Source organism: Kitasatospora sp. cg17-2 (assembly GCF_054031055.1).
In genome coordinates this window covers 3,938,866-3,963,558 of sequence record NZ_CM132923.1, presented here as the reverse complement: position 1 = coordinate 3,963,558, position 24,693 = coordinate 3,938,866, and the positions used below count along the sequence as shown (strand labels likewise).

Genomic DNA, 24,693 nt, shown 5'->3' with positions numbered 1-24,693 from the left:
TTCCCCCGTTCCGCACATCCGCACACCACCGTTTTGCATAGTGCTGCGTTTCCCGAGTGGTCTATGCCACTGGTCGGGGTCGGGGCAGGATGGCGCAATGGACCTCATCCCTGCCCCCGTGAGTTCCGTCCGCCTCCCGGACCAGGACTTCCCGCTCGACCGGACGACCACCCTGACCGCGCCGCCCGAGCTGGCCGGGGCCGAACGGTGGCTGCGTTCCTCGCTGACCGCCGCCACCGGCCTGCCGCTCGCCCCGGGGCGGCCCGGCGAGGGCGTCGAACTGCTCCTCGACGCGACGCTCGCCGCTGAGGCGTACCGGCTGTCGGTGCGCCCCGGCCACGCGGTGGTCACCGCCGGCGGACCGGCCGGCGCGCTCTGGGGCGCCCAGACGCTGCGCCGACTGCTCGGCCCGGACGCCTACCGGCGCGCGCCGCTGCGCCCGTCCGGCTGGGTGCTGCCCGGCCTCGACCTCACGGACGCGCCGAGGTTCGGCTGGCGCGGGGTGCTGCTGGACGTCGCCCGGCACTTCCTGCCCAAGTCCGACGTGCTGCGCTTCGTCGACCAGCTGTCCGCGCACAAGCTCAACGTGCTGCACCTGCACCTGACCGACGACCAGGGCTGGCGGGTGGAGATCAAGCGCTACCCCGGGCTCACCGAGCGGGCGTCCTGGCGCGAGCGCTCGATGGTCGGCTACCGGTCCGCCGAACGGCGCGACGACCGCCCGCACGGCGGCTTCTACACCCAGGACGACCTGCGCGAGATCGTCGCCTACGCGGCCGAGCGGGCCGTCACGGTGGTGCCCGAGATCGACCTGCCGGGCCACACCCAGGCCGCCGTGGCCGCCTACCCCGAGCTGGGCAACACCGACGTGGTGGACACCGGGGCGCTCGGGGTGTGGACCGACTGGGGGGTCACCGAGAACGTGCTCAACCCCTCCGAGGCCACCCTGCGCTTCTTCGAGGGGGTGCTGGAGGAGGTCCTGGAGATCTTCCCGTCCGAGTTCGTCCACCTCGGCGGCGACGAGTGCCCGAAGGAGCAGTGGAAGGCCAGCGCGGCCGCGCAGGCGCGGATCCGCGAGCTGGGCCTGAGCAACGAGGACGAGCTGCAGAGCCACATCATCCGGCACTTCGACCGCTGGCTGGCCGAGCGCGGCCGCCGGCTGATCGGCTGGGACGAGATCCTGGAGGGCGGCCTCGCCCCGGGCGCCGCGGTGTCCTCCTGGCGCGGTTACAACGGCGGGATCGCCGCCGCGCGGGCCGGGCACGACGTGGTGATGTGCCCCGAGCAGCACGTCTACCTGGACCACCGGCAGGCGGCGGGGGAGCGGGAGCCGATCCCGGTCGGCTTCGTGCGCACCCTGGAGGACGTCTACCGGTTCGAGCCGGTGCCGGCCCAGCTCGACGAGGAGGCGGCGCGCCGGGTGATCGGCACCCAGGCGAACCTGTGGAGCGAGTTCATGGACAGCGCCCGGGACATCGACTACCGGGCCTTCCCCCGGCTCGCGGCCTTCGCCGAGGTCGCCTGGTCCGCGCTGCCCGCGGACCCGGCCGCCCGTGACTGGGCCGGCTTCGAACGGCGGATGGTCGGCCATCTGGAGGTGCTGGACGCGCTCGGTGTCGAGTACCGCCCGGCCGACGGGCCGCACCCGTGGCAGACCAGGCCGGGAGTGGTGGGCCGACCGATCGACGGACCCCCGCCGGCGGTCTGAACCTGTCGGCCGCGGGAACTTCCGGGCGGTCGTCGGACGTCAAGAACAGATGAACATCCGCCCCGGTCCGAACCGGACCGGGGCGGATACCGCCCGGTATCGGTCCCAATCGGGCAGTACCGTTCGCCTGTCCCGAAATGATCATCGAGCATTGTGTGCCAGAGTTGCCCAACCCGGCCCGATCGCCCGTACCCTACGGGCCAGGCCGGGCTGCCGGAGCGGACACCCCGGTCCAGGGGCCGCGGGCGGCAGGCGATCGATGAGCAAGTGGAGCACGGTGGGACCCAGGTGAACCGGACGATCATGCTGCCGGCCTCCCTCGACGAGGCCGTCGAAGCGCTGGCCGCTCACCCGGCCGCGGTGCCGGTGGCCGGCGCCACCGACCTGATGGAGGCCGTCAGCGCCGGACGCCTCCGCCCCGCCGCGCTGGTCGGCCTCGGCCGGATCACCGAACTCCGCGGCTGGCGCTACGAGGACGGCGGCACCGCCGTCCTCGGCGCCGGGCTGACCCACGCCCGGATGGACCGCCCGGACTTCGCCGCCCTGATCCCCGCGCTCGCGGACGCCGCCCGCACCGCCGGACCCCCGCAGGTCCGCAACGTCGGCACCCTCGGCGGCAACATCGCCACGGCCGCCCCGGCCGGGGACACCCTGCCGGTGCTCGCCGCGCTGGAGGCCAGCGTCACCCTGGCCAGGGCCGGCGCCACCCGCGAGGTCCCGGTCAGCCACCTGCTGACCGGTCTCGACCCGCTGCGGCCCGGCGAACTGCTCACCTGGGTACGGGTCCCGCTGCTGCACGCCCCGCAGGTGTTCCTCAAGGCCACCGGCCGCAGCGGCCCGGCCCGCGCCACCGCCTCCGTCGCCCTCGTCCTGGACCCGGCCCGGCGCGCCGTCCGCTGCGCCGTCGGCGCCGTCGCCCCGGTGCCGCTGCGCCCCCTGGAGGCCGAGGCCTGGGTGGCGGGCTGCATCGACTGGGACGGTTCGCGGGAGATCGACCCCGCCGCGACCGCGGCCTTCGGCGAGTACGTGGCCGCGGCCTGCGTCCCCGACGGCTACGGCGCGGAGGGCGCCTGGGAGGCCGTCACCGAGGGGCCGAGCGCGGCCGCCGTCCGTCTGCGGCGTACCGTAGCGGTGCTGGCCCGCCGGGCACTGGGAAGGGCGCTCAAGTGACCACAGACCACCCCATCGAGGCCCTGGACGCGGGGCTGCTCGACCACGCGCACGACCACGCGCCGCAGGTCAGCCGGGAGCTGCGGCCGACCACCTCGTACACCCTGCGGGTCAACGGCTTCGAACGGCCCGTCACGGACGCCTGGATCGGCGAGAGCCTGCTCTACGTGCTGCGCGAGCGGCTGGGCCTGGCCGGCGCCAAGGACGGCTGCGAGCAGGGCGAGTGCGGGGCCTGCTCGGTGCAGGTCGACGGCCAGCTGGTGGCCGGCTGCCTGGTGCCCGCCGCGCTCGCCCAGGACAGCGAGATCAACACCGTCGAGGGCCTCTCGGCCGGCGGCGGCGCCAGCGACGTCCAGCAGGCGCTGGCCGAGTCCGGCGCGGTGCAGTGCGGCTACTGCGTGCCCGGCCTGGCGATGGCCGTGCACGACCTGCTCCAGCGCAACCACCGGCCCACCGAGGTCGAGGCGCGCCAGGCGCTGTGCGGCAACCTCTGCCGGTGCACCGGGTACCGGGGCGCGCTGGCCGCCGTGCAGACCGTCGCCGACGCGCGCGCGGCGGTGGCCGTGGCCGCGGAGGCGGCCGCCGAGGAGGCCGCGGCCACCCCCGCGGAGCGGGCCGACGCACCCGCCGCGGCGGCTCCCGAGCCGGTGCCCGCGGCCGCCCCCGCGCACGCCGGACCGCCGACCGCCGACCTGCCGGTCTACACCGAGGACACCTGGATCGAGCACGTCCCGCAGCCGCGCGCCGAGGAGGCCGGCACCGCGGCCGGCACCGGCGTCGGTGCCGCAGCCGGCACGGGGTACGGCGCCCAGGACGGGCACGGCGCCCCCGACGGCCGGGGGGCCTACGACGGGCCGGGCGGCTACGACAGCGGGGTGTACGACACCACCGTGCTGGCCCCGGTCCGGGACGTCCCGGCGCAGCAGCCCGACGGTTCCACCGGGTTCTACCCCGCCCAGGGCTACCCCGAGCAGCAGCCGTACCCCGGCGCGACCCCGGCGCACGGCACCTACCTGCCCGGCACCGGCTACCCCGACCAGGGCGGCTACCCGCAGCAGCCCGGCTACGACACCGCCTCGGCGTACGACGGCCCGGTCTACGAGACCCCCGCCACCCCCGCGCACGGCACGCCGTACGTCCCCGCACCCCCGCACGGCACCCCGGCCGAGGGCGCCGCCCCGGCCGGCGTCCCGTACGGCGCCACCCCCGCCCACGGCATCCGGCTCCCCGAGGACGACCACGCATCATGACGTCGCCTACCGACATCGGCGCAGCACTCCAGCAGGACGGCGACGCGGGCGGCGCGACGGAGCCGTTCGGGCTGGGCAGTTCCCCGCTGCGCAGCGACGCCCTGCCCAAGGCACTCGGCATCTACCCGTACGCCGCCGACCTGTGGGCCGAGGGCCTGCTGTGGGGCGCGGTGCTGCGCTCCCCGCACCCGCACGCCCGGATCCTCGGCATCGACACCTCGGCCGCGCTGGCCCTGCCCGGTGTGCACGCGGTGGTCACGGCCACCGACCTGCCGGCCGGTCCGGACGGCAGCCCGGACGGCGCGCCCTCCGGGCCGATCGTCGCCGACCGCCCGGTGCTGGCCGCCGGCGTGGTCCGCCACCACGGCGAGCCGGTGGCCGCGGTCGCCGCCGACCACCCCGACACCGCCCGGCTGGCGGTCGGTCTGATCGTGGTCGAGTACGAGCCGCTGGAGGCCGTCACCGACCCCGAGCAGGCCTTCACCGCCCCGCCGCTGCACCCGGACGGCAACCTCTTCCGCCACCTGCCGCTGCGCACCGGCGACCCGGACGCGGCCGGCGAGATCATCGTCGAGGGCCTGTACCAGGTGGGCCGGCAGGACCCGGCCCCGCTCGGTGCCGAGGCCGGCCTGGCCGTGCCGCGCCCGGACGGCGGGGTCGAACTGCACCTCTCCTCCACCGACCCGCACGGCGACCGGGACCGCACCGCCGCCTGTCTCGGCCTGGAGCCGGACCGGGTCCGGCTGGTGGTCACCGGCGTGCCCGGCGCCACCTCCGACCGCGAGGACCTCTCCTTCCAGGTCACCCTGGCGCTGCTGGCGCTGCGCACCGGCCGCCCGGTGAAGATGACGCTCACCCGCGAGGAGTCCTTCCACACCCACACCTCGCGGCACCCGGCGCTGCTGCGCTACCGCCACCACGCGGACGCCGACGGCACGCTGGTGAAGGTCGAGGCGCAGATCCTGCTGGACGGCGGCGCCTACGCGGACGTCTCGGCCGAGGCGCTGGCCGCCGCCACCGCCTTCTCGGTCGGCCCGTACAACTGCCCCAACGTGTTCGTGGACGCCTGGGCGGTGCGCACCAACAACCCGCCGGCCGGCCGGATGCGCGGCGAGGGCGCGCTGCAGGCGTGCTTCGCCTACGAGTCGCAGCTGGACCAGCTGGCCGCCCGGATCGGCGTGGACCCGGTGGAGGTCCGCCGGCGCAATGTGATGGCGACCGGGGACCCGCTGCCCACCGGACAGGCCGTCACCTGCCCGGCACCGGTGGCCGCGCTGCTGGACGCGGTGGCCGCGGAGCCGCTGCCGGCGCTGCCGGTGGACGACCCGGACGCCGAATGGCTGCTGCCGGGCGGGCCCGGCGGCGCGGGCGACCCGGCCGCGGTGCGGCGCGGGATCGGCTACGCGCTGGGCATGGTGCACATGCTGGGCGCCGAGGGCGAGGACGAGGTCGCCACCGCGACGGTGCGGGTCAGCGGCGACCACGCCACGGTGATCTGCGCCGCGGTCGACTCCGGCCAGGGCTTCGCCACGCTGGCCCGGCAGATCGTGCAGAGCGTGCTGGGCGTCAGCGAGGTGTACATCGCGCCCGCCGACAGCGACCAGGCGGTGGCCGGGCCGGCGGCCCGGGGCCGGCACACCTGGGTGTCCGGCGGTGCGGTCGAGCGGGCCGCGCTGATGGTCCGCCATCAGCTGCTCCAGCCGATCGCCGCCGACTTCGGGATGTCCGTGGAGCTGCTGCAGATCGCCGAGGGCAAGATCACCTCGTACGACGGGGTGCTCGGCATGCCGGTGGCCGAGGCGCTGGAGGGCAAGGAGCTCTGGGCGACCGCGCAGTGCCGCCCGCACCCGACCGAGCCGCTGGACGAGGCGGGGCAGGGCGATGCCTTCGTCTCCATCGCGTTCTGCGCGATGCGCGCGGTGGTGGACGTGGACATCGAGCTGGGCGCGGTCCGGGTGGTCGAGGTGACGGTGGCCCAGGACGTCGGCCGGGCGCTGAACCCGCGGCAGATCGAGGACCGGATCGAGGCGGGGGTCGCCCAGGGCGTCGGCCTGGCGCTGCTGGAGGAGCTCCGCACCGAGGGCGGCGTGCTGGCCAACCCCTCGCTGACCGGCTACCGGCTGCCGACCGCGCTGGACACCCCGGAGATCCGGGTCGCGGCCCTGCTGGAGGAGCGTGACGTGGTGGCGCCGTTCGGGGCCAAGGCGGTCAGCGCGGTGCCGGCCGTGACCGCGCCGGCGGCGGTGGCCGCGGCGGTCCGGGCCGCCACCGGCCTGCCGGTGGGCCGGCTGCCGATCCGCCCGGAGGACGCCGTCACCGGCTGAGCGCCGGTGCCGCCGGGTGGTTCCGCAGGATCTGCGGAATTGCCCGGGACCGGCGCTTTTCTTCCGGAAAACACGACGAATTGCCGGGCGGCGCCTTTCGGGGCCGGACCGGCAATTCGTCTTTATGGAGGCCATGACGGGAATCGAACCCGTGTGCACCGCTTTGCAGGCGGTTCCCTAAACCACTCGGGCACACGGCCATGGGGTGGGGCTGGTGGTGCGGGCTGGAACTGCGGGTGCGCTCAGGCGCAGCGGCAGCAGCGACAGGCGCGACAACACCGGGGAGCGGTGGCGCAGGTGCGGGGCGCGAGGGCCGCCGTGCTCCTGTCCATGTCCGACTCCTTGTCGTCGTTCGCCGTGTTGATGAATTCAGTCTGGCGGAATACCCGGCGGAGCGTCAATATCCCTTTGTAAATTCTGTGTGGCGGGATTCCCGGCCCGGTGTGCTACGGTCGGGAACAGGTGGTCCTCGCGGGCCGCCCCGGACGAGCGCGTCGTACCCGGTCACGACAAGACGGCGCAGTGACAGCGGCCACCGGGCCGCTGCCGACTGCGGAGGTACGGCTGTCATGGCTTGGCTCGTTCTGATCATTTCCGGTGTCCTGGAGACGGTGTGGGCGGTGGCCCTGGAGTCCTCCAAGGGTTTCTCCCGCCTGGTCCCGACCGTGGTGTTCGGGGTGGCGCTGGCGCTCTCGATGGGCGGCCTGGCGTACGCGATGCGCTCGATCCCGATCGGCACCGGCTACGCGATCTGGGTCGGCATCGGCGCGGTGGGCACGGCGCTGTACGGCATGACCGTGCTCGGTGACGCGGTGACCCTGGCCCGGATTGGCTGCCTGCTCCTGATCGTCTTCGGCGTGGTGGGCCTGAAGGTGCTGCACTGACCCTGCCGTCCCCGCGCCGACCCTCCCGTCCTAGGACCGGGGGAGGAGTGGAACTACGACCACGGTCAGGGGCCGTCGGGCCAGATGGGCCTTACGATCATACGTATGACCACAGCCTCCCCCGTGTCGGCCGACACCGCCTCCGTCCCGATATCGACCGACCCCGGCGGAGGGGTCATGGGCGACCGCTTCCGGGCGCTGACCCTGGGCATCGTCTCGGTGGTCCTGGTGATCGCCTTCGAGGCGACGGCCGTCAACACCGCGATGCCGGTCGCCGCCGGCGAGCTCGACGGCTTCGGGCTGTACGCCTTCGCCTTCTCCGGCTACTTCACCACCACCCTGTTCGCGCTGGTCGTCTCCGGCCAGTGGTGCGACCGCAGCGGGCCGCTGCGGCCCCTGTTCACGGGTATCGCGGTGTTCGGCGCCGGTCTGCTGGTGGCCGGGGCGGCACCCGGGATGTGGATCTTCGTGGGCGGCCGGGCGCTGCAGGGCCTCGGTGGTGGTCTGGTGATCGTCGCCCTGTACGTGGTGGTCGGCCGGGCCTACCCCGAGCGGCTGCGGCCCTCGGTCTTCGCGGCCTTCTCCGCGGCCTGGGTGCTGCCCTCGATCGTCGGCCCGCTGGTCGCCGGGGCCGTCACCCAGCACATCGGCTGGCGCTGGGTCTTCCTCGCGGTGCCGGTGCTGATCCTGCTGCCGCTCGCGGTGATGGGCCCGGCGCTGCGCCGCTCGGAGAAGGAGCAGCCGCTGCTCGGGGGCGCCGCGTTCGACCGCCGCCGCACCGGGCTGGCCGCGATGGCCGCGGTCGGCGCCGGACTGCTGCAGTACGCGGGCCAGCGGCTCGACCTGCCCGGTCTGCTGCCGGCCGCCGTGGGGGCGGCGCTGCTGCTCCCGGCGGTGCTGGGACTGCTGCCGGCCGGCACGCTGCGGGCCGGGCGCGGGCTGCCGACGGTGATCCTGCTGCGCGGGGTCGCGGCCGGGGCGTTCTTCGCGGCCGAGGCGTTCATCCCGCTGATGATGAGGACCGAGCGCGGGCTCTCGCCGACGCTGGCGGGCCTCACCCTCACCAGCGGCGGCCTGTCCTGGGCGCTGGGCTCCTGGCTCCAGGGCCGGCCGGGGGCGGAGCGGTACCGGACGGTGATGATCCGCGGCGGCTTCGTGCTGACCGCGGTGGCCATCGCGGGCGCGGCGCTGGTGCTGGTCCCGGCGGTGCCGGCCTGGGTGGCGGCGGTGGCCTGGGGCGTCGGCGGGATCGGCATGGGCCTGGCGGTGGCGAGCATCAGCGTGCTGATGATGAAGCTGTCCACGCCGGAGGACGCCGGGGCCAACTCGGCCTCGCTCCAGGTGAGCGACGCGCTGGGCAATGTGCTGCTGATGGGTCTGGCGGGGGTGCTGTTCGGGGCGCTGGGCGGCGGCTCGGTGGCCGCCGTCCACGACGGCGCCGCGGGCGCCGGCTCGACCGGCGCCTTCGCGGTGATCTTCGGGGTCATGGCCGGGGTGGCGCTGCTCGGCGCCCTGGCCTCCGGCCGGGTCCGCAAGGCCGCCTGAGCCGGCAGCCTCCCGCCCCGAGTCCCGCCCCGAGCCGAAGGGGCGCGCCGGTGCCGAAAGGGAGAGCGCGAGGAGGCCCCTGAGGAACGAAGGGGCATCGGAGCGCCGACCGTCGGCACCGGACAAAAGCGCCCCGGAGGCGAGCGGGCGACAATCAGAAGCTCTCCCAGCCCCCGGCCGGGGCCTGGCCGGGGGCGAGGCCCTGCAGCTTGCGCAGCAGCGCCGGCTCCTGGGCGTCCAGCCAGTCGACCAGCTGGCGGAAGGACACCATCCGCACCTCGGGCCGGTCGGCGATCGCCTTGATCACCTCTTCGACGGCGTTCATGTAGATGCCGCCGTTCCACTCCTCGAAGTGGTTGCCGATGACGAACGGGGCGCGGTTGGTGGTGTAGGCGCGCTCGAAGCCCAGCAGGTAGGACTCCCGGGCCTGGGTCTGGAAGCCGGGGTGGAGCGCCGGGTCGGCCTTGGTGTTGCTGCCGCACTGGTTGAACATGATGTTGTAGTCCATCGACAGCACCTGGAAGGTGTGCCCGGGGAAGGGGATGGACTGCAGCGGGAGGTCCCAGAGCGCGCCGCCCTGGATCTTCTGCGGCCACACCTGGGTCCCGTTGCCGCTGCTGTCGTAGCGCCAGCCGCGCCGGACGGCGGTGGGCAGCAGGTTGCGCTGGCCCTCCAGGCAGGGGGTGCGGCTGCCGATCAGTTCCTTGCGGTAGTCGAAGGGCAGCGCCGGCAGGTCGGTGAAGCCGGTGTTGGTCCGCCAGTTCGTGACGAAGCCCATCGCCTGCTCGATCTCGCTGTCCCACTCCTCGGGCGACCACTGGCCGACGCCGTTGGGGCCGCAGAAGTGCCCGTTGAAGTGGGTGCCGATCTCGTGCCCCTCCAGCCAGGCGGCGTGCAGGTTCTGCAGGGTGTCGTGGATGTGCTGGTCGCTGAGGTAGCCGATGTCGGAGGCGCCGACCTTGTGCTGCGGCGGGCGGTAGAGGTCCTTCTTCGCCTCGGGCAGCAGGTAGGAGCCGCTGAGGAAGAAGGTCATCGACGCGTTGTGCTCCCGGGCGAGCCGGCGGAAGCGGGCGAACAGGCCGTTGTCGAGCTCGGCGGCGCCGTCCCAGGAGAAGACGACGAACTGCGGCGGGCGCTGGCCGGGCCGCAGCGGTTCGAGGGTGGGCTGGTTCGGCTGCGGGCCGGTGTCCGAGGTGGAGCCGTCGCCGATCAGGGTGACCGGGGGCTTGGCGGCCTCGGTCGGGGTGCTGGCGTGGTCCTCGGCCGGGGTGGCCGGGACCGGGGCCGGAGTGGACGCCTGTCCGCCGTCGGTGCCGGTCCGGCTCGCGCAGCCCGCGGCGAGGCTGGCGGCGCCGGCGGCACCCGCGGCCAGCAGGGTGCGGCGGGAGAGGGCGTCCATGGTCACTCCGTTCGTGGGGCGTGCGCGGGGGCGGGGCACGGCAGGCGCGCGCGACCGTCCGCCGGACCGGGGCCCGGTGGGACAAGTGCGGTGATAAGCCTGTGAACGGGGTCAGCATGGCACGCGATCGGAAGCGGTCAACGCTTCACCACGAATGGTCGGAACTCATCGCCCGAAGGATGCAACCGGGATGACGTTCCTGAGTGTCAGATGAAGGGATCGTCGCTTCGTCGGACGACCGCCAGGTGACCGGAGCGTGGCGTCACGGTGACGACTCACCCGCACGGACCATGTCGAGCCCCTCGGACCCTGCCGAACGGGGGGAGCGAGTACGACCATCGTATGGATGTGGCATAAGGTCCGATCCGGTTGCATAGTTCTCAGACATCTCCCAGAAACCGGCAACCGTTCGACGTCAGCAGAGGGGAGCGCCGGTGGGCGCCCAGCAGAGCAGGAGCCCGTGGCCGGGTACCCTGGCGGTCGGCGCCGCGCTCGTGCTGGGTGCGTGGCTGCTCACCGACGGCGGTCACGTCGTGCTCCCCCCGGCCCCGGGCAGCGGGCAGGCCCTCACCGGCTTCGCCCCGGTCTCCGTGGTGCCGGCGCTCGGCCCCTCCCGGCCGACCAGGATCCGGATCCCGGCCGTGCGGCTCGACGCCCCGGTCACCCCCCTCGGCCTCGACCGGGACGGCCACCTCCAGACCCCTCCCGAGGAGAACCGAAACCTCGCCGGCTGGTACCGGGACGGTGCCACCCCCGGCCAGCGCGGCACGGCGATCATCGCCGGCCACGTCGACAACCACAGCGGGCCCGCCGTCTTCTACGACCTGGGCGCGCTGCACCGCGGGGACCGGATCGAGATCCTCCGTGAGGACGGCCGGACCGCCGTCTACCAGCTCTACGCCATCGAAGTGCACGACCGAAAGGACTTCCCGGACGACCGGGTGTACCGCCAGGCCGCCGACGCCCAGCTGCGGGTGATCACCTGCGGCGGAGGCTACAGCGAGGAGCGGGGCTACGACGGCAACGTCGTCGCCTACGGCTTCCTGGCCGACACCAGGCGTTCGGGGACGAACGTATGACCACCGTCTCTCTCGCCCTGAGCTGGAACCCGATCGACTGGCCGCTGACCCGCGGCCCGATCCCGCGCGCCGTCCTGGTGGCCGGCTGGGGCTCGCTGCTCGTCCTCGCCTTCCTCGCCCGCAGCCGCGGGTGGTGGCGCCGCCGGCTCCCCGCCGCCCTGGTCACGGCGGCGGGCCTCAGCCTGCTGCTCGACACCGCGGTCGACGACTGGTGGCACCCCTTCCCCGAAGGGACCCCCCGTTATGTCACCTGGTGGATCGCCGTCGCCCTGCTCGGCTTCGCCCTGGTGGGCTTCCGGCTGCGCGGCACGACGCTGCGCCGCAAGCTGCTGGCCGTCGGCGCCGGGGCCCTGGTGCTGCTGATGGCCTCCTCGCAGGTGAACCGGGGCTTCGACCAGTTCCCGACCGGTCGGGTGATGCTCGCGGGCTGGCTCACGAAGACGCAGGAACTGACCACGGGCAAGGCCGCCGCCACCGTCGGCCGGCCGCCCGGCAAGGTCCTGGAGGACGTCTGGCAGCCACCGGCCGACCTGCCGAAGAAGGGGACGGTCTCCTCCGTCTCCTTCCCGGGGACCCGCTCCGGCTTCCAGTCCCGCGACGGGTACGTCTACCTGCCGCCGGCCTACCAGGCCACCCCCCGGCCGCTGCTCCCGGTGGTCGTGCTGCTGGCCGGACAGCCCGGCACCCCGGAGGACTGGGTGCTCTACGGGCAGGTCGCCGAGGGGCTCGACGACTTCGCCGCCGAGCACCACGGACTGGCCCCGATCGTGGTGATGCCCGATCAGCTGGGCTCGACCTGGGACAACACGCTCTGCCTGGACTCGAAGATCGCCAACGTCCAGACCTTCCTGGCGGCGGACGTGCCCGACTGGGTGCACAACAACCTCCAGACCGCCGAGGGACGGAAGTCCTGGGCGATCGCGGGCGCCTCGATGGGCGGCACCTGCGCGCTCCAGCTCGCCGTCAACGCCCCCGAGGTCTACGGCTCGTTCCTCGACATGTCGGGCCAGGACGAGCCGACCCTCGGCACCCGCGAGGAGACCGTCAAGGCGGCCTTCGACGGCGACAACGCGAAGTTCGACGCCGTCGACCCGCTCCAGGTGCTGGCACGCAAGAAGTTCCCGGACACCGCGGCGGCCATCGTGGTCGGCAAGGACGACAGCGAGTTCCGGCCGCAGCAGGAGAAGGTGTTCCGCGCGGTCAAGGAGGCGGGGATGCAGGCCAAGTACGACTTGATGCCCGGCGGGCACGGCTGGGTCATCTTCCGGCCCGGCATCGTGGGCCAGCTGCCCTGGCTGGCCCGGCAGACCGGGATGATCCGGTGACCCTGCTGGGCGCCACCCCGGGAGTCGCCACCGAGCAGGAGCACACCGGCGGTGGCGGGCAGTCGCGCCTGCTCATGCCCCGGTCCTTCCGGGTCGGGACCGCTCCCGGCGGCGACACCGGCACCGACCCCGCGGGCGCCGACGCCGGCGGGCCGGGCCCCGGCGCGCCCGCGCCGAGGCCCCCGCAGCGGGTCGTCCGCGCGGCCGCGGGCCTCGCCGCCCGGCTGGCCGCCCGGCTCGGCGAGGCCCCGCTGACCCTGGTGCTGCTGGTCGGCCTGTGGGCCGTCGGCGCCGCCACCGGCAGCCTCACCCGGGGGCCGTCCGACGCCCTGCTGGAGCACGTCGGCGTCGGACGGCCGACCCTCCACGCGGGTCGCTGGTGGACGCCCCTCACCTCGCTGTTCTGGTGCTCCGGCATCGGCGCCTACGTCTTCACCAGCCTGCTGCTGCTCCTGGTCGGTCCGGCCGCCGAGCGCCGCCTCGGCCGGCTGCGCACCGTCGGGGTGCTGGTCGCCGGACAGCTGGCCGGCGTCATGGCCGGGACCGTCGCGGTCGCGGCCGGGGCGCGGCTCGGCGAGCAGTGGACCCTCTCGATCGTCGGCCAGACCGCGGTCGGCCCCGGCGTCGGCCTGTTCGCGCTGGCCGGCGTGCTCGGCTACCGGCTCACCGTGCTCTGGCGCCGACGGCTGCACCTGCTGGTGCTGCTGATGCCGTTGGTGATGGCCCTGTACGTGGGGCACCTGCAGAGCGTCCAGCGGTTCAGCGGGGCGCTGGTCGGCCTCGCCGCCGGCGCGCTGCTGTTCCGCCGCCGCCCGCACCTGCGCTCGCACCGCTCCTCCCACACCGAGACCCGGGTGCTGGTCGCGCTCTGCCTGGTCGCCGCCGCGCTCGGCCCGATGATCGCCTCGCTGTACGACAACGCGGCCGGGCCGTTCAACACCTTCTCGGAGATCTACCTCTCGCACCGGCTCACCCCGGACGAGGTCGCCGACTTCTGCTCGGTCTCGGCCCACGACTGCGCCCGCGCGCACGCCGTGCAGCGGATCTTCGACACCCCGGCCCGGCTGATGGCCACGCTCTTCCCGGCCCTGCTGCTGGTGCTCGCCGAGGGCCTGCGCCGCGGGCTGCGGTTCGCCTGGCGGATCACCATCGCCACCGAGCTGCTCTGGACCGCGATGCTGGTCGTCCTGTTCGCGGAGACCAGCACCGGTTCGAGCGACGTCTTCCAGTACTTCGTCGAGGCGCTGCTGCTGCCGATGGTCACCGTCGGCCTGCTGCTGGCCACCCGCAAGCGCTTCACGCTGCGGCTGCCGCGCGCCGTGCTCGGCCGGCTGTTCGCGGTGGTCGGCGGGGCGCTGGCCGTGGCCTCCGTCGCCTACACCGGGCTGGGCGTCCTGGTCGCCGGGCAGTTCGAGCCGGGCGCGACCTTCCGCGGGCTGGTCCACGGGCTGCCGGCCCAGTTCCTGCCGCCCGCCTACAACGACCTGCTGCCGGACTACCCGATCGCGGTCGGGCGGTTCGCCCGCGCCCTGGAGACGTACTGCGGGCTCGGGTTCTGGGCGGTCGCGCTGGCCGCGCTGCTGCTGACGTTCCGCCGGCCGGTGGTCCAGGTCGCCGCCGAGGACGCCGCCCGGGCCCGGGCGCTGCTCACCGAGCACGGCGGCGGCACGCTGTCCTTCCTCACCACCTGGGACGGCAACCACTACTGGTTCGACGAGGAGGGCCGGGCCGCCGTCGCCTACCGGGTGCTGAACACCGTGGCGCTGACCACCGGTGACCCCTTCGGCGACCCGGCGGCCCGGGACCGCGCGGTGGCCGGCTTCGCCCGGTACTGCGACGCCCGGGGCTGGACGCCGTGCTTCTACAGCGTCACCCCGCAGACCAGGGCCGCGGCCGGGGAGCTCGGCTGGCGCTCGCTCCAGGTCGCCGAGGACACCGTCGTCGCCCTGCCCGACCTCGCCTTCACCGGCCGCAAGTGGCAGGACATCAGGACCGCGCTCAACAAGGCCGGCAAGCAGGGCATCACCGCCGAGTGGTGGTCGTACCACGAGGCGCCGCTGGCGCTGAAGGAGCAGATCCGGGCCATCTCCGAGGAGTGGGTCTCCGAGAAGGGCCTGCCCGAGATGGGCTTCACCCTCGGCGGCCTGGAGGAGCTGGACGACCCGGCGGTGCGGCTGCTGATCGCGATCGACGAGGACCGCAGCGTGCACGGCCTGACCAGCTGGATGCCGGTCTACGAGAACGGCGAGCCGGTCGGCTGGACGCTGGACTTCATGCGCCGCCGCTCGGACGGCTTCCGCGGCGTCACCGAGTTCCTGATCGCCTCGGCCGCGCTCGGCTTCAAGCAGGAGGGCGCGCGGTTCCTCTCGCTCTCCGGCGCGCCGCTGGCCCGCTCGGAGAAGGAGCCGCCCACCGGGCTGCAGAAGACCCTGGACTGGCTGGGCCGGGTACTGGAGCCGGTGTACGGCTTCCGCTCCCTGCTCGCCTTCAAGGCGAAGTTCCAGCCGGAGTACCGGCCGATGTACATGGCGTACCCGGACCCGGCGGCGCTGCCCAGCATCACCCGGGCGATCGGCAAGGCGTACCTGCCGCACCTCACCCCGGCGCAGGGCGTGCGGCTGATGCGCAAGCTGTCCTCCTAGCCGGACGCCATTGCCGCTCGGAACGCCGGCCGCCCGGGACCTCGGTCCCGGGCGGCCGGCGTTCGCGTGCGCGCGGCCGGGCCGCCCCGCTCAGCCGAGCAGCTGGGCGAGGGCCCGGTCGGCGTCCAGGTGCAGGTGCTCCTCGCCCTCGGGCACCAGCAGGCGGCTGCGCCACAGGAAGTGCCGCAGGTCGGTGGCGTCGAACCGGACCAGCGCGGTGCCCTCGGGCGCGCGCAGCTCGACCAGGGCGCTCCGGCCGGGTCCGGGCCGCACATGGACGTCGCCGACGCCGGAGGGCAGCTCCAGGCCGCCCGCGAGCAGCCGGCGGGCGAAGACCCAGACGATGTCGCCCGCCTCCGGTCCCGCCGGCCCGGCGGGTTCGTCCAGCGAGAACTCGCCGGGGAAGGCCATCCGGACCGCGAGCGGGTCGTCCGTCCGGTAGGTCAGGGTGACCCGCAGCCGGGCGGACCGGTGCGCGGACAGGATCAGTCGGGCCTGGACGGTCTCTTCGGCGGTGGCGTGCACGGCGCTTCCCTTCGCTGGTGAGGCCGCGGGGGCGGTGGAGGGTGGAACGGCCTCACCCCGAAGAGAGGCGGTGGGAGGGGTTCCGCTTACGCGGGTTTCCCGGAATTCCGCTGTGATCCACCTCACGTCGATTTCCGGCCGCACCCGCCCCGGGCAGGGCGGACGCCCGCCCTGCCCGGCCCCGCCGTGGCCGCCCGAACGACGCCGGGACCGGTACGCTGGGTGGGTTGTCCGAACGCCGTCCGACCGCGGATCGAGGCCGCGAAACCGCCTCTGACCTGCGATGATCCCCCCTCGGAGACCGTGAGTACTGCCGCCGCCCCGATGCCGCTCTTCTCCGACGCGAACGGGTCGCACGCGCCCGTCCGGGCCGTCGGCCATGCCGCGCCGACCTCCTCGCACCAGCTGTCCCCGGCCTTCCCCGGCCGTGCCCCCTGGGGCACCGCGGGCAAGCTCCGGGCCTGGCAGCAGGGGGCGCTGGACAAGTACATCGAGAAGCAGCCGCGCGACTTCCTCGCCGTCGCGACCCCGGGCGCCGGTAAGACCACCTTCGCGCTGACCCTGGCCTCGTACCTGCTCCACAACCACCTGGTGCAGCAGATCACCGTGGTCGCGCCGACCGAGCACCTGAAGAAGCAGTGGGCCGAGGCCGCCGCCCGGATAGGCATCAAGCTGGACCCGGGCTACTCCTCCGGGCCGCTCTCCCGGGAGTACCACGGCATCGTGGTCACCTACGCGGGCGTCGGCGTGAACCCGATGCTGCACCGCAACCGCACCGAGGCCCGCAAGACGCTGGTCGTCATGGACGAGATCCACCACGCCGGTGACTCGAAGTCCTGGGGCGAGGCCTGCTTCGAGGCCTTCGAGCCGGCCGCCCGGCGCCTCGCGCTGACCGGTACGCCGTTCCGCTCGGACACCAACCCGATCCCGTTCGTCCAGTACGAGGCCGGCGGCGACGGCATCCGCAAGTCGGTCGCCGACTACACCTACGGCTACGGGCACGCGCTCGCCGACCACGTCGTCCGTCCGGTGATCTTCCTGTCCTACAGCGGCAACATGCGCTGGCGCACCAAGTCCGGCGACGAGCTGGAGGCCCGGCTCGGCGAGCCGATGACCAAGGACCTCATCGCCCAGGCCTGGCGCACCGCGCTCTCCCCGCAGGGCGAGTGGATCCCCTCCGTGCTGCAGGCGGCCGACCGCCGGCTCACCGAGGTCCGCAAGGCGATCCCGGACGCCGGCGGCCTGGTGATCGCCACCGACCAGAACGTGGCCCGCGCCTACGCCAAGATCCTGCGCGAGATCAGCGGCGAGAAGGTCACCCTGGTGCTCTCCGACGAGACCGAGGCCTCGCAGCGGATCTCCGACTACGCGGCCGGGACCTCGCGCTGGATGGTCGCGGTCCGCATGGTGTCCGAGGGCGTCGACGTGCCCCGGCTGTGCGTCGGCGTCTACGCCACCTCGATCTCCACCCCGCTGTTCTTCGCCCAGGCCGTCGGCCGCTTCGTGCGCGCCCGCAAGCGCGGCGAGACCGCCTCCGTCTTCCTGCCGACCGTCCCGATGCTGCTGGGCTTCGCCAACGAGATGGAGCTCCAGCGCGACCACGTGCTGGACCGGCCGAAGAAGGAGGGCGAGGGCCTCTTCGACGAGGAGGACCGGCTGCTCGCCGAGGCCGAGCGGGCCAACGACGGCCCGGACGGCGCGGGCGGCGACGAGTTCTCCTACGAGGCGCTGGGCTCCGAGGCGGTCTTCGACCGGGTGCTGTACAACGCCATGGAGTTCGGGATGCAGGCGCACCCGGGCAGCGAGGAGGAGGAGGACTACCTCGGCATCCCGGGCCTGCTGGAGCCGGACCAGGTGCAGATGCTGCTGCAGAAGCGCCAGCACCGGCAGATCCAGCGGAGCAAGGGCAAGCCGGCCGAGGAGGCCGACCTGCTGGAGCTGCCGGCCGAGCAGCGGCCGGTGGTGACGCACCAGGAGCTGCGGGAGCTGCGCAAGGAGTTGAACGCGCTGGTGGCCGCCTGGCACCACCGCACCAGCCAGCCGCACGGCACGGTCCACAACGAGCTGCGTCGGCAGTGCGGCGGTCCGCTGACCGCGCAGGCCACCGCCAATCAGCTGAAGGCGCGGATCGCCAAGATCCGCGAGTGGGCGAAGTAACGATCCGTCGGACCGGTCGGACCGGTCGGACCCGCCGGAGGGGCGGCAGGGGCGGCGGTCCGAGGGGTGGCTCCGGGGGTGCTCCGGGTCGTTCCCGGGCGTTCCGGGGCCGCTCGGGGGTCGTTCGTCCGGCTCCTCCGGCCCCGGGCGTCTGTCCGGACTTCGGACTGTGCTCGAACTTGCGCCCGGTCGGGCCGGGCAGAATGCGGTAGTTCGTCCGCTTCTGTCCGGCCCGGAAGAATTGATCTTGACCGAATTTTGGACAAACACTTCCGCCGCCGCATTTCCTTCACTACCTTTCCCCCACGCTCTCCCGCCGGGCAACCCCCTCGGGACGGGCGCCGCAGGGCCCCAGGACGTCAAGGACGACACACCGCGGCCCTGGCGCGGCCACCCCCCTGCGCGCGACCACCGAGTCCCGGACCGGCCAGCCGATCCGCGACCGCCGCGGAAAGGAATTGCGCGTCGTGACTGCAGAGACCTCCCAGACCCTGGACCGGGGAGTCCGGGTCCTCAAACTCCTCGCCGACTCGGAGCGCGGGCTCACCGTGACCGAACTGGCGGCCCGCCTCGCCGTCAACCGGACCGTCGTCTACCGGCTGCTGGCCACCCTGGAGCAGCACGGGCTGGTCCGCCGGGACATCGGCGGCCGGGCCCGGGTGGGCCTGGGCGTGCTCCGGCTCGCCCACCGGGTCCACCCGCTGCTGCGCGAGGCGGCACTGCCCGCGCTGCGCAGCCTCGCCGAGGACCTCGGGGCCACCGCCCACCTGACCCTGGTGGACGGCAACGAGGCGCTCGCGGTGGCCGTCGTCGAACCCAGCTGGACCGACTTCCACGTCGCCTACCGGACCGGGCTGCGCCACCCCCTCGGGGAGAGCGCGGCGGGCCGGGCGATCCTGGAGGCCCGGACCTTCCCCAGCCAGCGCCGGCCGGAGCAGGGCTTCGTCATCACCCGGGCGGAGGAGCAGTCCGGCGCGTCCGGCGCCGCCGCGGCACTGCTCGGACTGAGCGGGATCGAGGGCAGCGTCGGCGTGGTGATGCTGAACGGGCTGGTCCCGGAGCGGGTCGGCCCCCGGGTGGTGGAGGCGGCCACCGAGGTCGCCGACGCGCTGCGCTGACCGCCCCGGTCCGCCGGGTGGGCCGTTCGGGTGGCCGTGTGCGTGCCCGCCGGACGGCCCCGGTGTGTTTGGATGCCCCTGTGTCCGACACCAAGCTGCCCAAGGCCCTGACCTCCCCCCGGACCCGGGCCCTCGCGCTCTGCGGCGCGACGGTCGCCGCGTTGTTCGGGGTGGCCGCCTTCGTCCCGCTGCCCTACACGCTGACCTTCCCCGGCGTGACCGCGGACACCCTCGGCAGCTACCAGGGCCGCCCGGTGCTCACCGTCACCGGCGCACCGGTCCGCGCCACCGAGGGGCAGCTGCGGATGGTGACCATCTCGGCGACCAACCCGGGGGAGCGGACCACGCTGTGGCGCTCGCTCCAGGCCTGGTTCGACGAGGACGAGGCCGTCCGGCCCAGCGAGACCGTCTACCCGCAGGGCGACCCGGCCAAGGCCAACGAGGTCACCGCCCAGCAGATGGCGGAGTCCCAGGACGCCGCCACCACGGCCGCGCTCGGCTACCTCCAGCTGTCGCCCGCGCAGGTGAAGGTCAAGATCGACCTCGGTGACATCGGCGGCCCCAGCGCCGGGCAGATGCTCGCGCTCGGCATCGTCGACAAGCTCCGCGGGGACGGCCAGGGCGGCGACCTCACCGGCGGGCTGACCGTCGCCGGCACCGGGACCATCGACGACCAGGGCGTGATCGGCCCGGTCGGCGGTGTGCCGCTCAAGACCCAGGCGGCGGCGCGGGACGGCGCGACCGTCTTCCTGGTGCCCAAGGACGAGTGCACGGACGCCAAGGTCAACCTCCCGGCGGGGCTGCGGCTGGTGCCGGTCGGCACGCTCGGGGAGTCCGTCTCGGCGCTGGAGGCGCTGCGGACCGGCGGGGCCGTTCCGGGGTGCTGAACCACTGAGGTGCGGAGCGGTCGGGCCGGGCGGCGGGCTTACTCGGCGGCGGCCTGGTCGACCAGCGGCAGGATCCGGTAGGGCACCGGGTTCTCCAGCGCGATCGCGGTGGAGGAGCGGACGATCCCGTCGAAGCCCACCACCCGGTCGATCACCCGCTGCAGATCGGCGTTCGACCGGGCCACGATCCGCACCATCATGTCGCCGTGCCCGGTGATGGTGTGCAGTTCCAGCACCTCCGGCACCGCCGCCAGGTGCGCCCGCACGTCCGCGCCCTGCCCCTGGGAGATCTCCAGGGTCGCGAAGGCCGTCACCGGGTAGCCGAGCGCCGCCGGGTCCACCTCGGGGCCGAAGCCGCCGATCACCCCGCGCGCCTGGAGCCGGTCCAGCCGGGCCTGCACCGTGCCCCGGGCCACCTGGAGCCGCCGCGAGCACTCCAGGACGCCGATCCGGGGCTCCTCGGCGAGCAGCCGGATCAGCCGGCCGTCCAGGGCGTCGATGGCGTCGTTGGTGCTCCCCGGGACCGCTCCGGCCGCGACGGCGCCGCCGGCTCCGGTCGCGGTTCCGGCGGTGGTCGGGTCGGCGCCGGAATGCCCTTGTCCGGTGGGCGAGTTGGGCGATCCGGGCGCGCCCGTCGGGCTGGCGGCGTGGGCGGGGGGCATCGCGTGCTCCGTCCTCGGGTGGGCATTGTGTACAGCGGTGCGGCAGATTCTCCCGCCCCGGAGCACAGCTTGACCAGGAGGAAACGGAACAGTTGCGCGGATGTCGCCCCGGCGCCACCCTCCAGCCACAACCCCGCGCGCCGGCCCCCACCGGTCCGCGAGCGGAACCGTGGTCCCGTACCCCCACCGGGAGGGCTGACATGACCGACACCGCCGCCGAACCCGCGCTGCTCACCGCCGAACCCGCGCTGCTCACCGCGACCCTCGGCGAGGCCGGGCCGGACGAGCCCGGCCTCCTCCCGATGGGCCGCGCCGACGCGGTGGTCTTCGTGGTCGGCGACGCCGAGCGGGCGGCCCACCGGTACGCGGTCGCGCTCGGCCTGCGCTGTACCGCGTACGCCGGGCCCGAGACCGGCGAACCCGAGATCGTCTCCTACGTGCTGCAGGCGCCCGGCACCCGCTTCGTACTGACCTCGCTGGTCCAGGTGATCGGCCCGCGCGGCCGGGAGCTGGCCGGCCGGCTGGCCCGGCACGGTGACGGCGTGATCGACCTCGCGGTGGCCGTGCCGGACGTCTGCTACGCCTACGACTACGCCGTGGACCGGGGCGCGGCCTCGCTCGCCGAGCCGTACGAGGTGCGGGACGCGTACGGCACGGTGGTGCTCGCCGCGATCGGGGTGCCCGGCGGGACCAGGCACACCCTGGTCGACCGGTCCCGCTACCGGGGGCCGTACCTGCCGGGCTACGTGCCCTTCGAGCGGTGGTGACGGAGCGCCGGGCCGGACCCGCTCAGCGGGTGACGGTGTCGACCACCGGCGGGTGCCCGTTCCAGTAGACGAACACCGAGTTGGCCTGGTCGTCCTTGGTGAAGTCCACCCGGATCCACTGCGGGCCGTCCCAGACCTGCATCTTCCAGCCCGGGTCCGGGGCGGCGGTGACCAGCGAGGCCCGGTCGGACCGGAGGTCCAGGACGACCTTGCCGCCCGGGACGGGATAACTGCGGACGGAGGACGTCGTGCTCGTGGTCGGCGCCGGGCGGTGCGACACGGCGGCGGCGGTCGACGGGGCCGCGGGCGGCGCGGCGGCGGCCGGGGAACCGGCCCTGGACGGGGCGGCCGACACCGGGGCGGTGGACGGCGGCGCGGCCGGGTCCGACCGGCCGGCCGACTGCGCGGGTTCCGCCGACGGTGTCGGCGTGGGTCTCGCGCCACCGGCCGACGCCGGTGAGGGCAGCGGCAGCGCGGTGGGCTGTTCGAACGCGGCCCCGGTCAGCACCGTGTGCACGCCGAACCAGGACAGCGCCACCGCCGCCCCGGTGGCCGCCGCCCAGGCGCCGAGCTGTACCAGTCCGTTCCGCATAGTGCGCACATCCTGCCCCATCACCGCTCCCGGCAGGTGGGCACCCCCGCACTTCCACAGGGGACTTGCACAAACCCGCGACCTTCCGGGCGAACCCTTCCCGAAGGTTCACGAAGCGCTGCCCGGGGCGACCCCGAGGTACAGACCATTCGGGGCCGATGCCGTACCGTGCAGCCCCATGGCAACAGTGCTCGTGGTCGAGGACGACCCCTTCGTACGATCCGCCCTCATCCGCCACCTGTCCGACACCGGCCACGCGGTCCGCAGCGTGGGCACGGCACTCGAGGCGCTGCGCGAGGTCGCCCAGGTCGGCTGCGACCTGGTGATCCTGGACCTCGGACTGCCGGATCTGGACGGCAGCGAGGCGCTCAAGATGATCCGCGGCCTGACCAACGTCCCGGTCATCATCTCCACCGCCCGCGACGACGAGGCCGAGATCGTCCGGCTGCTCAACGACGGCGCCGACGACTACCTGGTGAAACCGTTCTCCGGGGAGCACCTCAGCGCCCGGATGGCCGCCGTGCTGCGCCGGCTCGGCGGCGGGGCGGCCCCGGTCAGCCAGGTGCTCAGGGTCGGCGGGCTGGCGATCGACCTCCAGCGCCGGGAGGCCGCGCTGGACGGGCGGTCGCTGGACCTGACCCGGCGTGAGTTCGACCTGCTGGCCTTCCTCGCCGCCCGCCCGGGCGTGGTGGTGCCCCGCAAGGAGATCCTGGCCGAGGTGTGGCGGCAGACCTACGGCGGCGACCAGACGATCGACGTGCACCTGTCCTGGCTGCGCCGCAAGCTCGGGGAGACGGCGTCCAGCCCGCGCTATCTGCACACCGTGCGCGGGGTCGGGGTCCGGCTGGAGGCGTCCGGGCATCCCACCGGGCCCGGGCCCGTCCCGGTGGAGCGCCGGACATGAGGCGGTTGCGGCACTCGTTGCGCTGGGCCCTGATCAAGGCCGCGGTGGCCGGTACCACGATGGTCGCGCTGGCCTTCCTCATCCCGCTCGGCCTGATGGTCCAGCAGACTGCCCGGGACCGGGCGTTCACGGCCGCGGAGCGGCAGGCGGCGGCGCTCGGTCCGGCCCTGGCCATCACCACCGACCAGGACGCCATCGCCCGGGCGGTGGCCTCGACGGACGCGGGCGCGCAGGGGCGGATGGCGGTGCACCTGCCGCCGCCCGAGGCGGCCGGGGCGGGGGCGACGACGCTGTCCGGACCGGGCGGCGGCGCGGGCGGGGTGGCCTCGGCGCCCGGTGGGACCGCTTCGGGAGGGACAGCTTCGGGAGGGGCGGCCCCGGGCGGGGCGGCCCCGGCGGGGAAGGTCTCGGACGGGACGGGGGCGACCGCCGCCGCGGGGTCGGGGTCGGGGCCGGCCGCCGGCGCGACCATCGGCGAAGTCCGGGCGCTGGCCGCCGATGTGGCCAGCGCCGGCGGCCAGGGACGCTCGTTCACCGTCGAGGTCCCGGGCGGCTACGCGCTGCTCCAGCCGGTCGCGGTGGACACCGTCCGGACCGCCGTGGTCGAGGTGTTCGTGGCCGACGGCGACCTCACCCGGGGCGTCGCCACCGCCTGGCAGGTGCTCTCCGGGGTCGCGCTCGGCCTGGTCGCCGTCTCGGTGCTGGTCGCCGACCGGATGGGCGCCCGGATCGTCGGCTCGGCCCGCCGGCTCGCCGCCGCGGCCCGTTCGCTCGGCGCGGGCGACCTCGCCGTCCGGGTGCCGGTCGACGGCAAGCAGGCCGCCGGCAGCCCCGAGGAGCTGCGGGAGGCCGGTCACGCGTTCAACGCCATGGCCGACCGGGTGGTCCAGCTGCTGGCCGCCGAGCGGGAGTTGGCCGCCGACCTGTCGCACCGGCTGCGCACCCCGCTGACCGTGCTGCGGCTCAACGCCGCCTCGCTGGGCGAGGGCGACGCGGCCGACGCCACCCGGCACGCGGTGGCGCAGCTGGAGCGCGAGGTCGACCAGATCATCCGCTCGGCCCGCCGGGCACCCGAGGACGCGCCCGCCGTCACGGTCGGCTGCGACGCGGCCGAGGTGATCCGTGAGCGGGTCGGCTTCTGGTCGGCGCTCGCCGAGGACGAGGGCCGCCGCTGGCAGTTGGCCGGGGCGGACCGGGAGACACCGGTGCCGGTCCAGCGCGGGGACCTGGCCGCCGCCGTGGACGCGCTGCTCGGCAATGTCTTCCGGCACACGGGGGTCGGCACCGCCTTCTCGGTGGACGTGCTGGCCACCGGGAGTTCGGTGATCGTGCTGGTCGGCGACGCCGGCCCGGGCTTCACCGATCCGGAGGCCGCCCTGAAGCGGGGCGAGGGCCACGGCGGCGAGGGCTCGACCGGGCTCGGGCTGGACATCGTCCGCAAGCTCGCCGAGGCCACCGGCGGGGACCTCGCGCTCGGCCGGTCGGCGGTGCTGGGCGGGGCCGAGATCCGGCTGCGGCTGCGGTCCAGGCCGGACGGCACCGTCCCGGCCCGGACGGGTCGGCGCCGGGGCCGGGGGTCGCTGTTCACGCGCTGAGTCGGGGGCCGCGGAGCACTTGAAGAAAGGTTTCGGCGCCGGTCCGGGGCGGGAGCGGGGCGGGGTTCGGGCGGGGACGAGCAGGGGCGCGGGTCGGAGGACGGGTCGGGGCGCGGGTCGGAGGACCTCTTTCTTAAGCGCGCCGTAAGGGAGCTCTACC

General features: G+C 74.5%; 19 protein-coding genes, 1 tRNA gene and 1 riboswitch. Of the genes, 15 read left to right on the top strand and 5 right to left on the bottom strand.

Translation table 11 applies throughout. The features are described 5' to 3' along the window. The first annotated feature begins 97 nt into the window (after window positions 1–97). The 4 genes from ACW14Y_RS16405 (at window position 98) to ACW14Y_RS16390 (ending at window position 6,452) form a co-directional block, all read left to right on the top strand. Window positions 98–1,708, top strand: a complete 1,611-nt coding sequence (locus tag ACW14Y_RS16405) for a beta-N-acetylhexosaminidase (protein ID WP_456987355.1) — start codon at window positions 98–100, stop codon at window positions 1,706–1,708. Window positions 1,709–2,011: 303 nt separating this feature from the next. Further along, window positions 2,012–2,878 (top strand): FAD binding domain-containing protein, encoded by an 867-nt coding sequence (locus ACW14Y_RS16400; RefSeq protein WP_266271710.1) that lies wholly within the window; start codon window positions 2,012–2,014, stop codon window positions 2,876–2,878. After that, window positions 2,875–4,128: a (2Fe-2S)-binding protein gene (locus tag ACW14Y_RS16395; RefSeq protein WP_380303858.1), complete on the top strand. Its 1,254-nt coding sequence runs from the start codon at window positions 2,875–2,877 to the stop codon at window positions 4,126–4,128. Before ACW14Y_RS16400 ends, ACW14Y_RS16395 begins: the two co-directional genes overlap by 4 nt. Then, window positions 4,125–6,452, top strand: coding sequence for a xanthine dehydrogenase family protein molybdopterin-binding subunit (locus tag ACW14Y_RS16390; RefSeq protein WP_380303860.1), 2,328 nt, complete (start codon window positions 4,125–4,127; stop codon window positions 6,450–6,452). Before ACW14Y_RS16395 ends, ACW14Y_RS16390 begins: the two co-directional genes overlap by 4 nt. Window positions 6,453–6,577: 125 nt before the next feature. On the opposite strand, the gene ACW14Y_RS16385 is transcribed toward ACW14Y_RS16390, so the two are convergent. Beyond that, window positions 6,578–6,652, bottom strand: a tRNA-Cys gene (locus tag ACW14Y_RS16385). A gap of 259 nt (window positions 6,653–6,911) precedes the next feature. Beyond that, window positions 6,912–6,976: riboswitch (guanidine-III (ykkC-III) riboswitch) on the top strand. A 45-nt stretch (window positions 6,977–7,021) separates the two neighbouring features. Here ACW14Y_RS16385 and ACW14Y_RS16380 point away from each other — a divergent pair. Next, window positions 7,022–7,336 (top strand): DMT family transporter, encoded by a 315-nt coding sequence (locus ACW14Y_RS16380; RefSeq protein ID WP_456987352.1) that lies wholly within the window; start codon window positions 7,022–7,024, stop codon window positions 7,334–7,336. A 105-nt stretch (window positions 7,337–7,441) separates the two neighbouring features. Next, window positions 7,442–8,881: an MFS transporter gene (locus ACW14Y_RS16375; RefSeq protein ID WP_380303863.1), complete on the top strand. Its 1,440-nt coding sequence runs from the start codon at window positions 7,442–7,444 to the stop codon at window positions 8,879–8,881. A 154-nt stretch (window positions 8,882–9,035) separates the two neighbouring features. Here ACW14Y_RS16375 and ACW14Y_RS16370 read toward each other — a convergent pair whose 3' ends face one another. Further along, entirely contained in the window at window positions 9,036–10,280 is a 1,245-nt protein-coding gene (locus ACW14Y_RS16370; RefSeq protein WP_380312941.1) for a polysaccharide deacetylase family protein, read from the bottom strand. A 434-nt stretch (window positions 10,281–10,714) separates the two neighbouring features. On the opposite strand from ACW14Y_RS16370, the gene ACW14Y_RS16365 reads away from it, so the two are divergent. From ACW14Y_RS16365 to ACW14Y_RS16355, 3 genes are read left to right on the top strand one after another with little or no spacing between them, the layout of a single operon-like run. Next, window positions 10,715–11,359: a class F sortase gene (locus ACW14Y_RS16365; protein ID WP_380312943.1), complete on the top strand. Its 645-nt coding sequence runs from the start codon at window positions 10,715–10,717 to the stop codon at window positions 11,357–11,359. Further along, window positions 11,356–12,684, top strand: coding sequence for an alpha/beta hydrolase (locus ACW14Y_RS16360; protein WP_380312945.1), 1,329 nt, complete (start codon window positions 11,356–11,358; stop codon window positions 12,682–12,684). Before ACW14Y_RS16365 ends, ACW14Y_RS16360 begins: the two co-directional genes overlap by 4 nt. After that, complete coding sequence (locus ACW14Y_RS16355; RefSeq protein ID WP_402723895.1) at window positions 12,681–15,326, top strand: rhomboid family intramembrane serine protease; 2,646 nt, start codon at window positions 12,681–12,683, stop codon at window positions 15,324–15,326. Before ACW14Y_RS16360 ends, ACW14Y_RS16355 begins: the two co-directional genes overlap by 4 nt. Before the next feature lie 90 nt (window positions 15,327–15,416). On the opposite strand, the gene ACW14Y_RS16350 is transcribed toward ACW14Y_RS16355, so the two are convergent. Beyond that, on the bottom strand, window positions 15,417–15,851 hold the full coding sequence (locus ACW14Y_RS16350; RefSeq protein WP_380387105.1) for an SsgA family sporulation/cell division regulator: 435 nt from the start codon (window positions 15,849–15,851) through the stop codon (window positions 15,417–15,419). 324 nt (window positions 15,852–16,175) lie between these two features. Here ACW14Y_RS16350 and ACW14Y_RS16345 point away from each other — a divergent pair, with 324 nt between their 5' ends. The 3 genes from ACW14Y_RS16345 (at window position 16,176) to ACW14Y_RS16335 (ending at window position 20,013) form a co-directional block, all read left to right on the top strand. Next, the gene (locus tag ACW14Y_RS16345; RefSeq protein WP_380302742.1) at window positions 16,176–18,008 is read left to right on the top strand and encodes a DEAD/DEAH box helicase; all 1,833 of its coding nucleotides are present in this window, start codon (window positions 16,176–16,178) and stop codon (window positions 18,006–18,008) included. Window positions 18,009–18,475: 467 nt separating this feature from the next. Continuing rightward, entirely contained in the window at window positions 18,476–19,126 is a 651-nt protein-coding gene (locus ACW14Y_RS16340; RefSeq protein WP_030308168.1) for an IclR family transcriptional regulator, read from the top strand. Window positions 19,127–19,206: 80 nt separating this feature from the next. Beyond that, window positions 19,207–20,013 (top strand): S16 family serine protease, encoded by an 807-nt coding sequence (locus ACW14Y_RS16335; protein WP_380443615.1) that lies wholly within the window; start codon window positions 19,207–19,209, stop codon window positions 20,011–20,013. Between the two features lie 38 nt (window positions 20,014–20,051). Here the strand turns inward: ACW14Y_RS16335 and ACW14Y_RS16330 are convergent, their stop codons facing one another. Beyond that, window positions 20,052–20,513: an Lrp/AsnC family transcriptional regulator gene (locus tag ACW14Y_RS16330; protein WP_030308163.1), complete on the bottom strand. Its 462-nt coding sequence runs from the start codon at window positions 20,511–20,513 to the stop codon at window positions 20,052–20,054. 362 nt (window positions 20,514–20,875) lie between these two features. Between ACW14Y_RS16330 and ACW14Y_RS16325 the strand changes: the two genes are divergently transcribed. Then, window positions 20,876–21,442: a VOC family protein gene (locus tag ACW14Y_RS16325; RefSeq protein ID WP_380302677.1), complete on the top strand. Its 567-nt coding sequence runs from the start codon at window positions 20,876–20,878 to the stop codon at window positions 21,440–21,442. A 22-nt stretch (window positions 21,443–21,464) separates the two neighbouring features. Here the strand turns inward: ACW14Y_RS16325 and ACW14Y_RS16320 are convergent, their stop codons facing one another. Next, window positions 21,465–22,034, bottom strand: coding sequence for a hypothetical protein (locus ACW14Y_RS16320; protein WP_380387102.1), 570 nt, complete (start codon window positions 22,032–22,034; stop codon window positions 21,465–21,467). A 178-nt stretch (window positions 22,035–22,212) separates the two neighbouring features. On the opposite strand from ACW14Y_RS16320, the gene ACW14Y_RS16315 reads away from it, so the two are divergent. Both ACW14Y_RS16315 and ACW14Y_RS16310 read left to right on the top strand, forming a co-directional pair. Further along, window positions 22,213–22,938, top strand: coding sequence for a response regulator transcription factor (locus ACW14Y_RS16315; RefSeq protein WP_380302681.1), 726 nt, complete (start codon window positions 22,213–22,215; stop codon window positions 22,936–22,938). Continuing rightward, on the top strand, window positions 22,935–24,533 hold the full coding sequence (locus ACW14Y_RS16310) for a HAMP domain-containing sensor histidine kinase (protein ID WP_380387099.1): 1,599 nt from the start codon (window positions 22,935–22,937) through the stop codon (window positions 24,531–24,533). The genes ACW14Y_RS16315 and ACW14Y_RS16310 overlap by 4 nt, the downstream gene beginning before the upstream one ends. Window positions 24,534–24,693 lie beyond the last annotated feature (160 nt).

What these genes read in the sequence shown, in the direction of transcription:
- ACW14Y_RS16405 (WP_456987355.1), top strand. Translation starts at nt 98, where the DNA reads ATGGACCTCATCCCTGCCCCCGTGAGTTCCGTCCGCCTCCCGGACCAG.
- ACW14Y_RS16400 (WP_266271710.1), top strand. Translation starts at nt 2,012, where the DNA reads ATGCTGCCGGCCTCCCTCGACGAGGCCGTCGAAGCGCTGGCCGCTCAC.
- ACW14Y_RS16390 (WP_380303860.1), top strand. Translation starts at nt 4,125, where the DNA reads ATGACGTCGCCTACCGACATCGGCGCAGCACTCCAGCAGGACGGCGAC.
- ACW14Y_RS16380 (WP_456987352.1), top strand. Translation starts at nt 7,022, where the DNA reads ATGGCTTGGCTCGTTCTGATCATTTCCGGTGTCCTGGAGACGGTGTGG.
- ACW14Y_RS16375 (WP_380303863.1), top strand. Translation starts at nt 7,442, where the DNA reads ATGACCACAGCCTCCCCCGTGTCGGCCGACACCGCCTCCGTCCCGATA.
- ACW14Y_RS16370 (WP_380312941.1), bottom strand. Translation starts at nt 10,280, where the DNA reads ATGGACGCCCTCTCCCGCCGCACCCTGCTGGCCGCGGGTGCCGCCGGC.
- ACW14Y_RS16360 (WP_380312945.1), top strand. Translation starts at nt 11,356, where the DNA reads ATGACCACCGTCTCTCTCGCCCTGAGCTGGAACCCGATCGACTGGCCG.
- ACW14Y_RS16345 (WP_380302742.1), top strand. Translation starts at nt 16,176, where the DNA reads ATGCCGCTCTTCTCCGACGCGAACGGGTCGCACGCGCCCGTCCGGGCC.
- ACW14Y_RS16325 (WP_380302677.1), top strand. Translation starts at nt 20,876, where the DNA reads ATGACCGACACCGCCGCCGAACCCGCGCTGCTCACCGCCGAACCCGCG.
- ACW14Y_RS16320 (WP_380387102.1), bottom strand. Translation starts at nt 22,034, where the DNA reads ATGCGGAACGGACTGGTACAGCTCGGCGCCTGGGCGGCGGCCACCGGG.
- ACW14Y_RS16315 (WP_380302681.1), top strand. Translation starts at nt 22,213, where the DNA reads ATGGCAACAGTGCTCGTGGTCGAGGACGACCCCTTCGTACGATCCGCC.
- ACW14Y_RS16310 (WP_380387099.1), top strand. Translation starts at nt 22,935, where the DNA reads ATGAGGCGGTTGCGGCACTCGTTGCGCTGGGCCCTGATCAAGGCCGCG.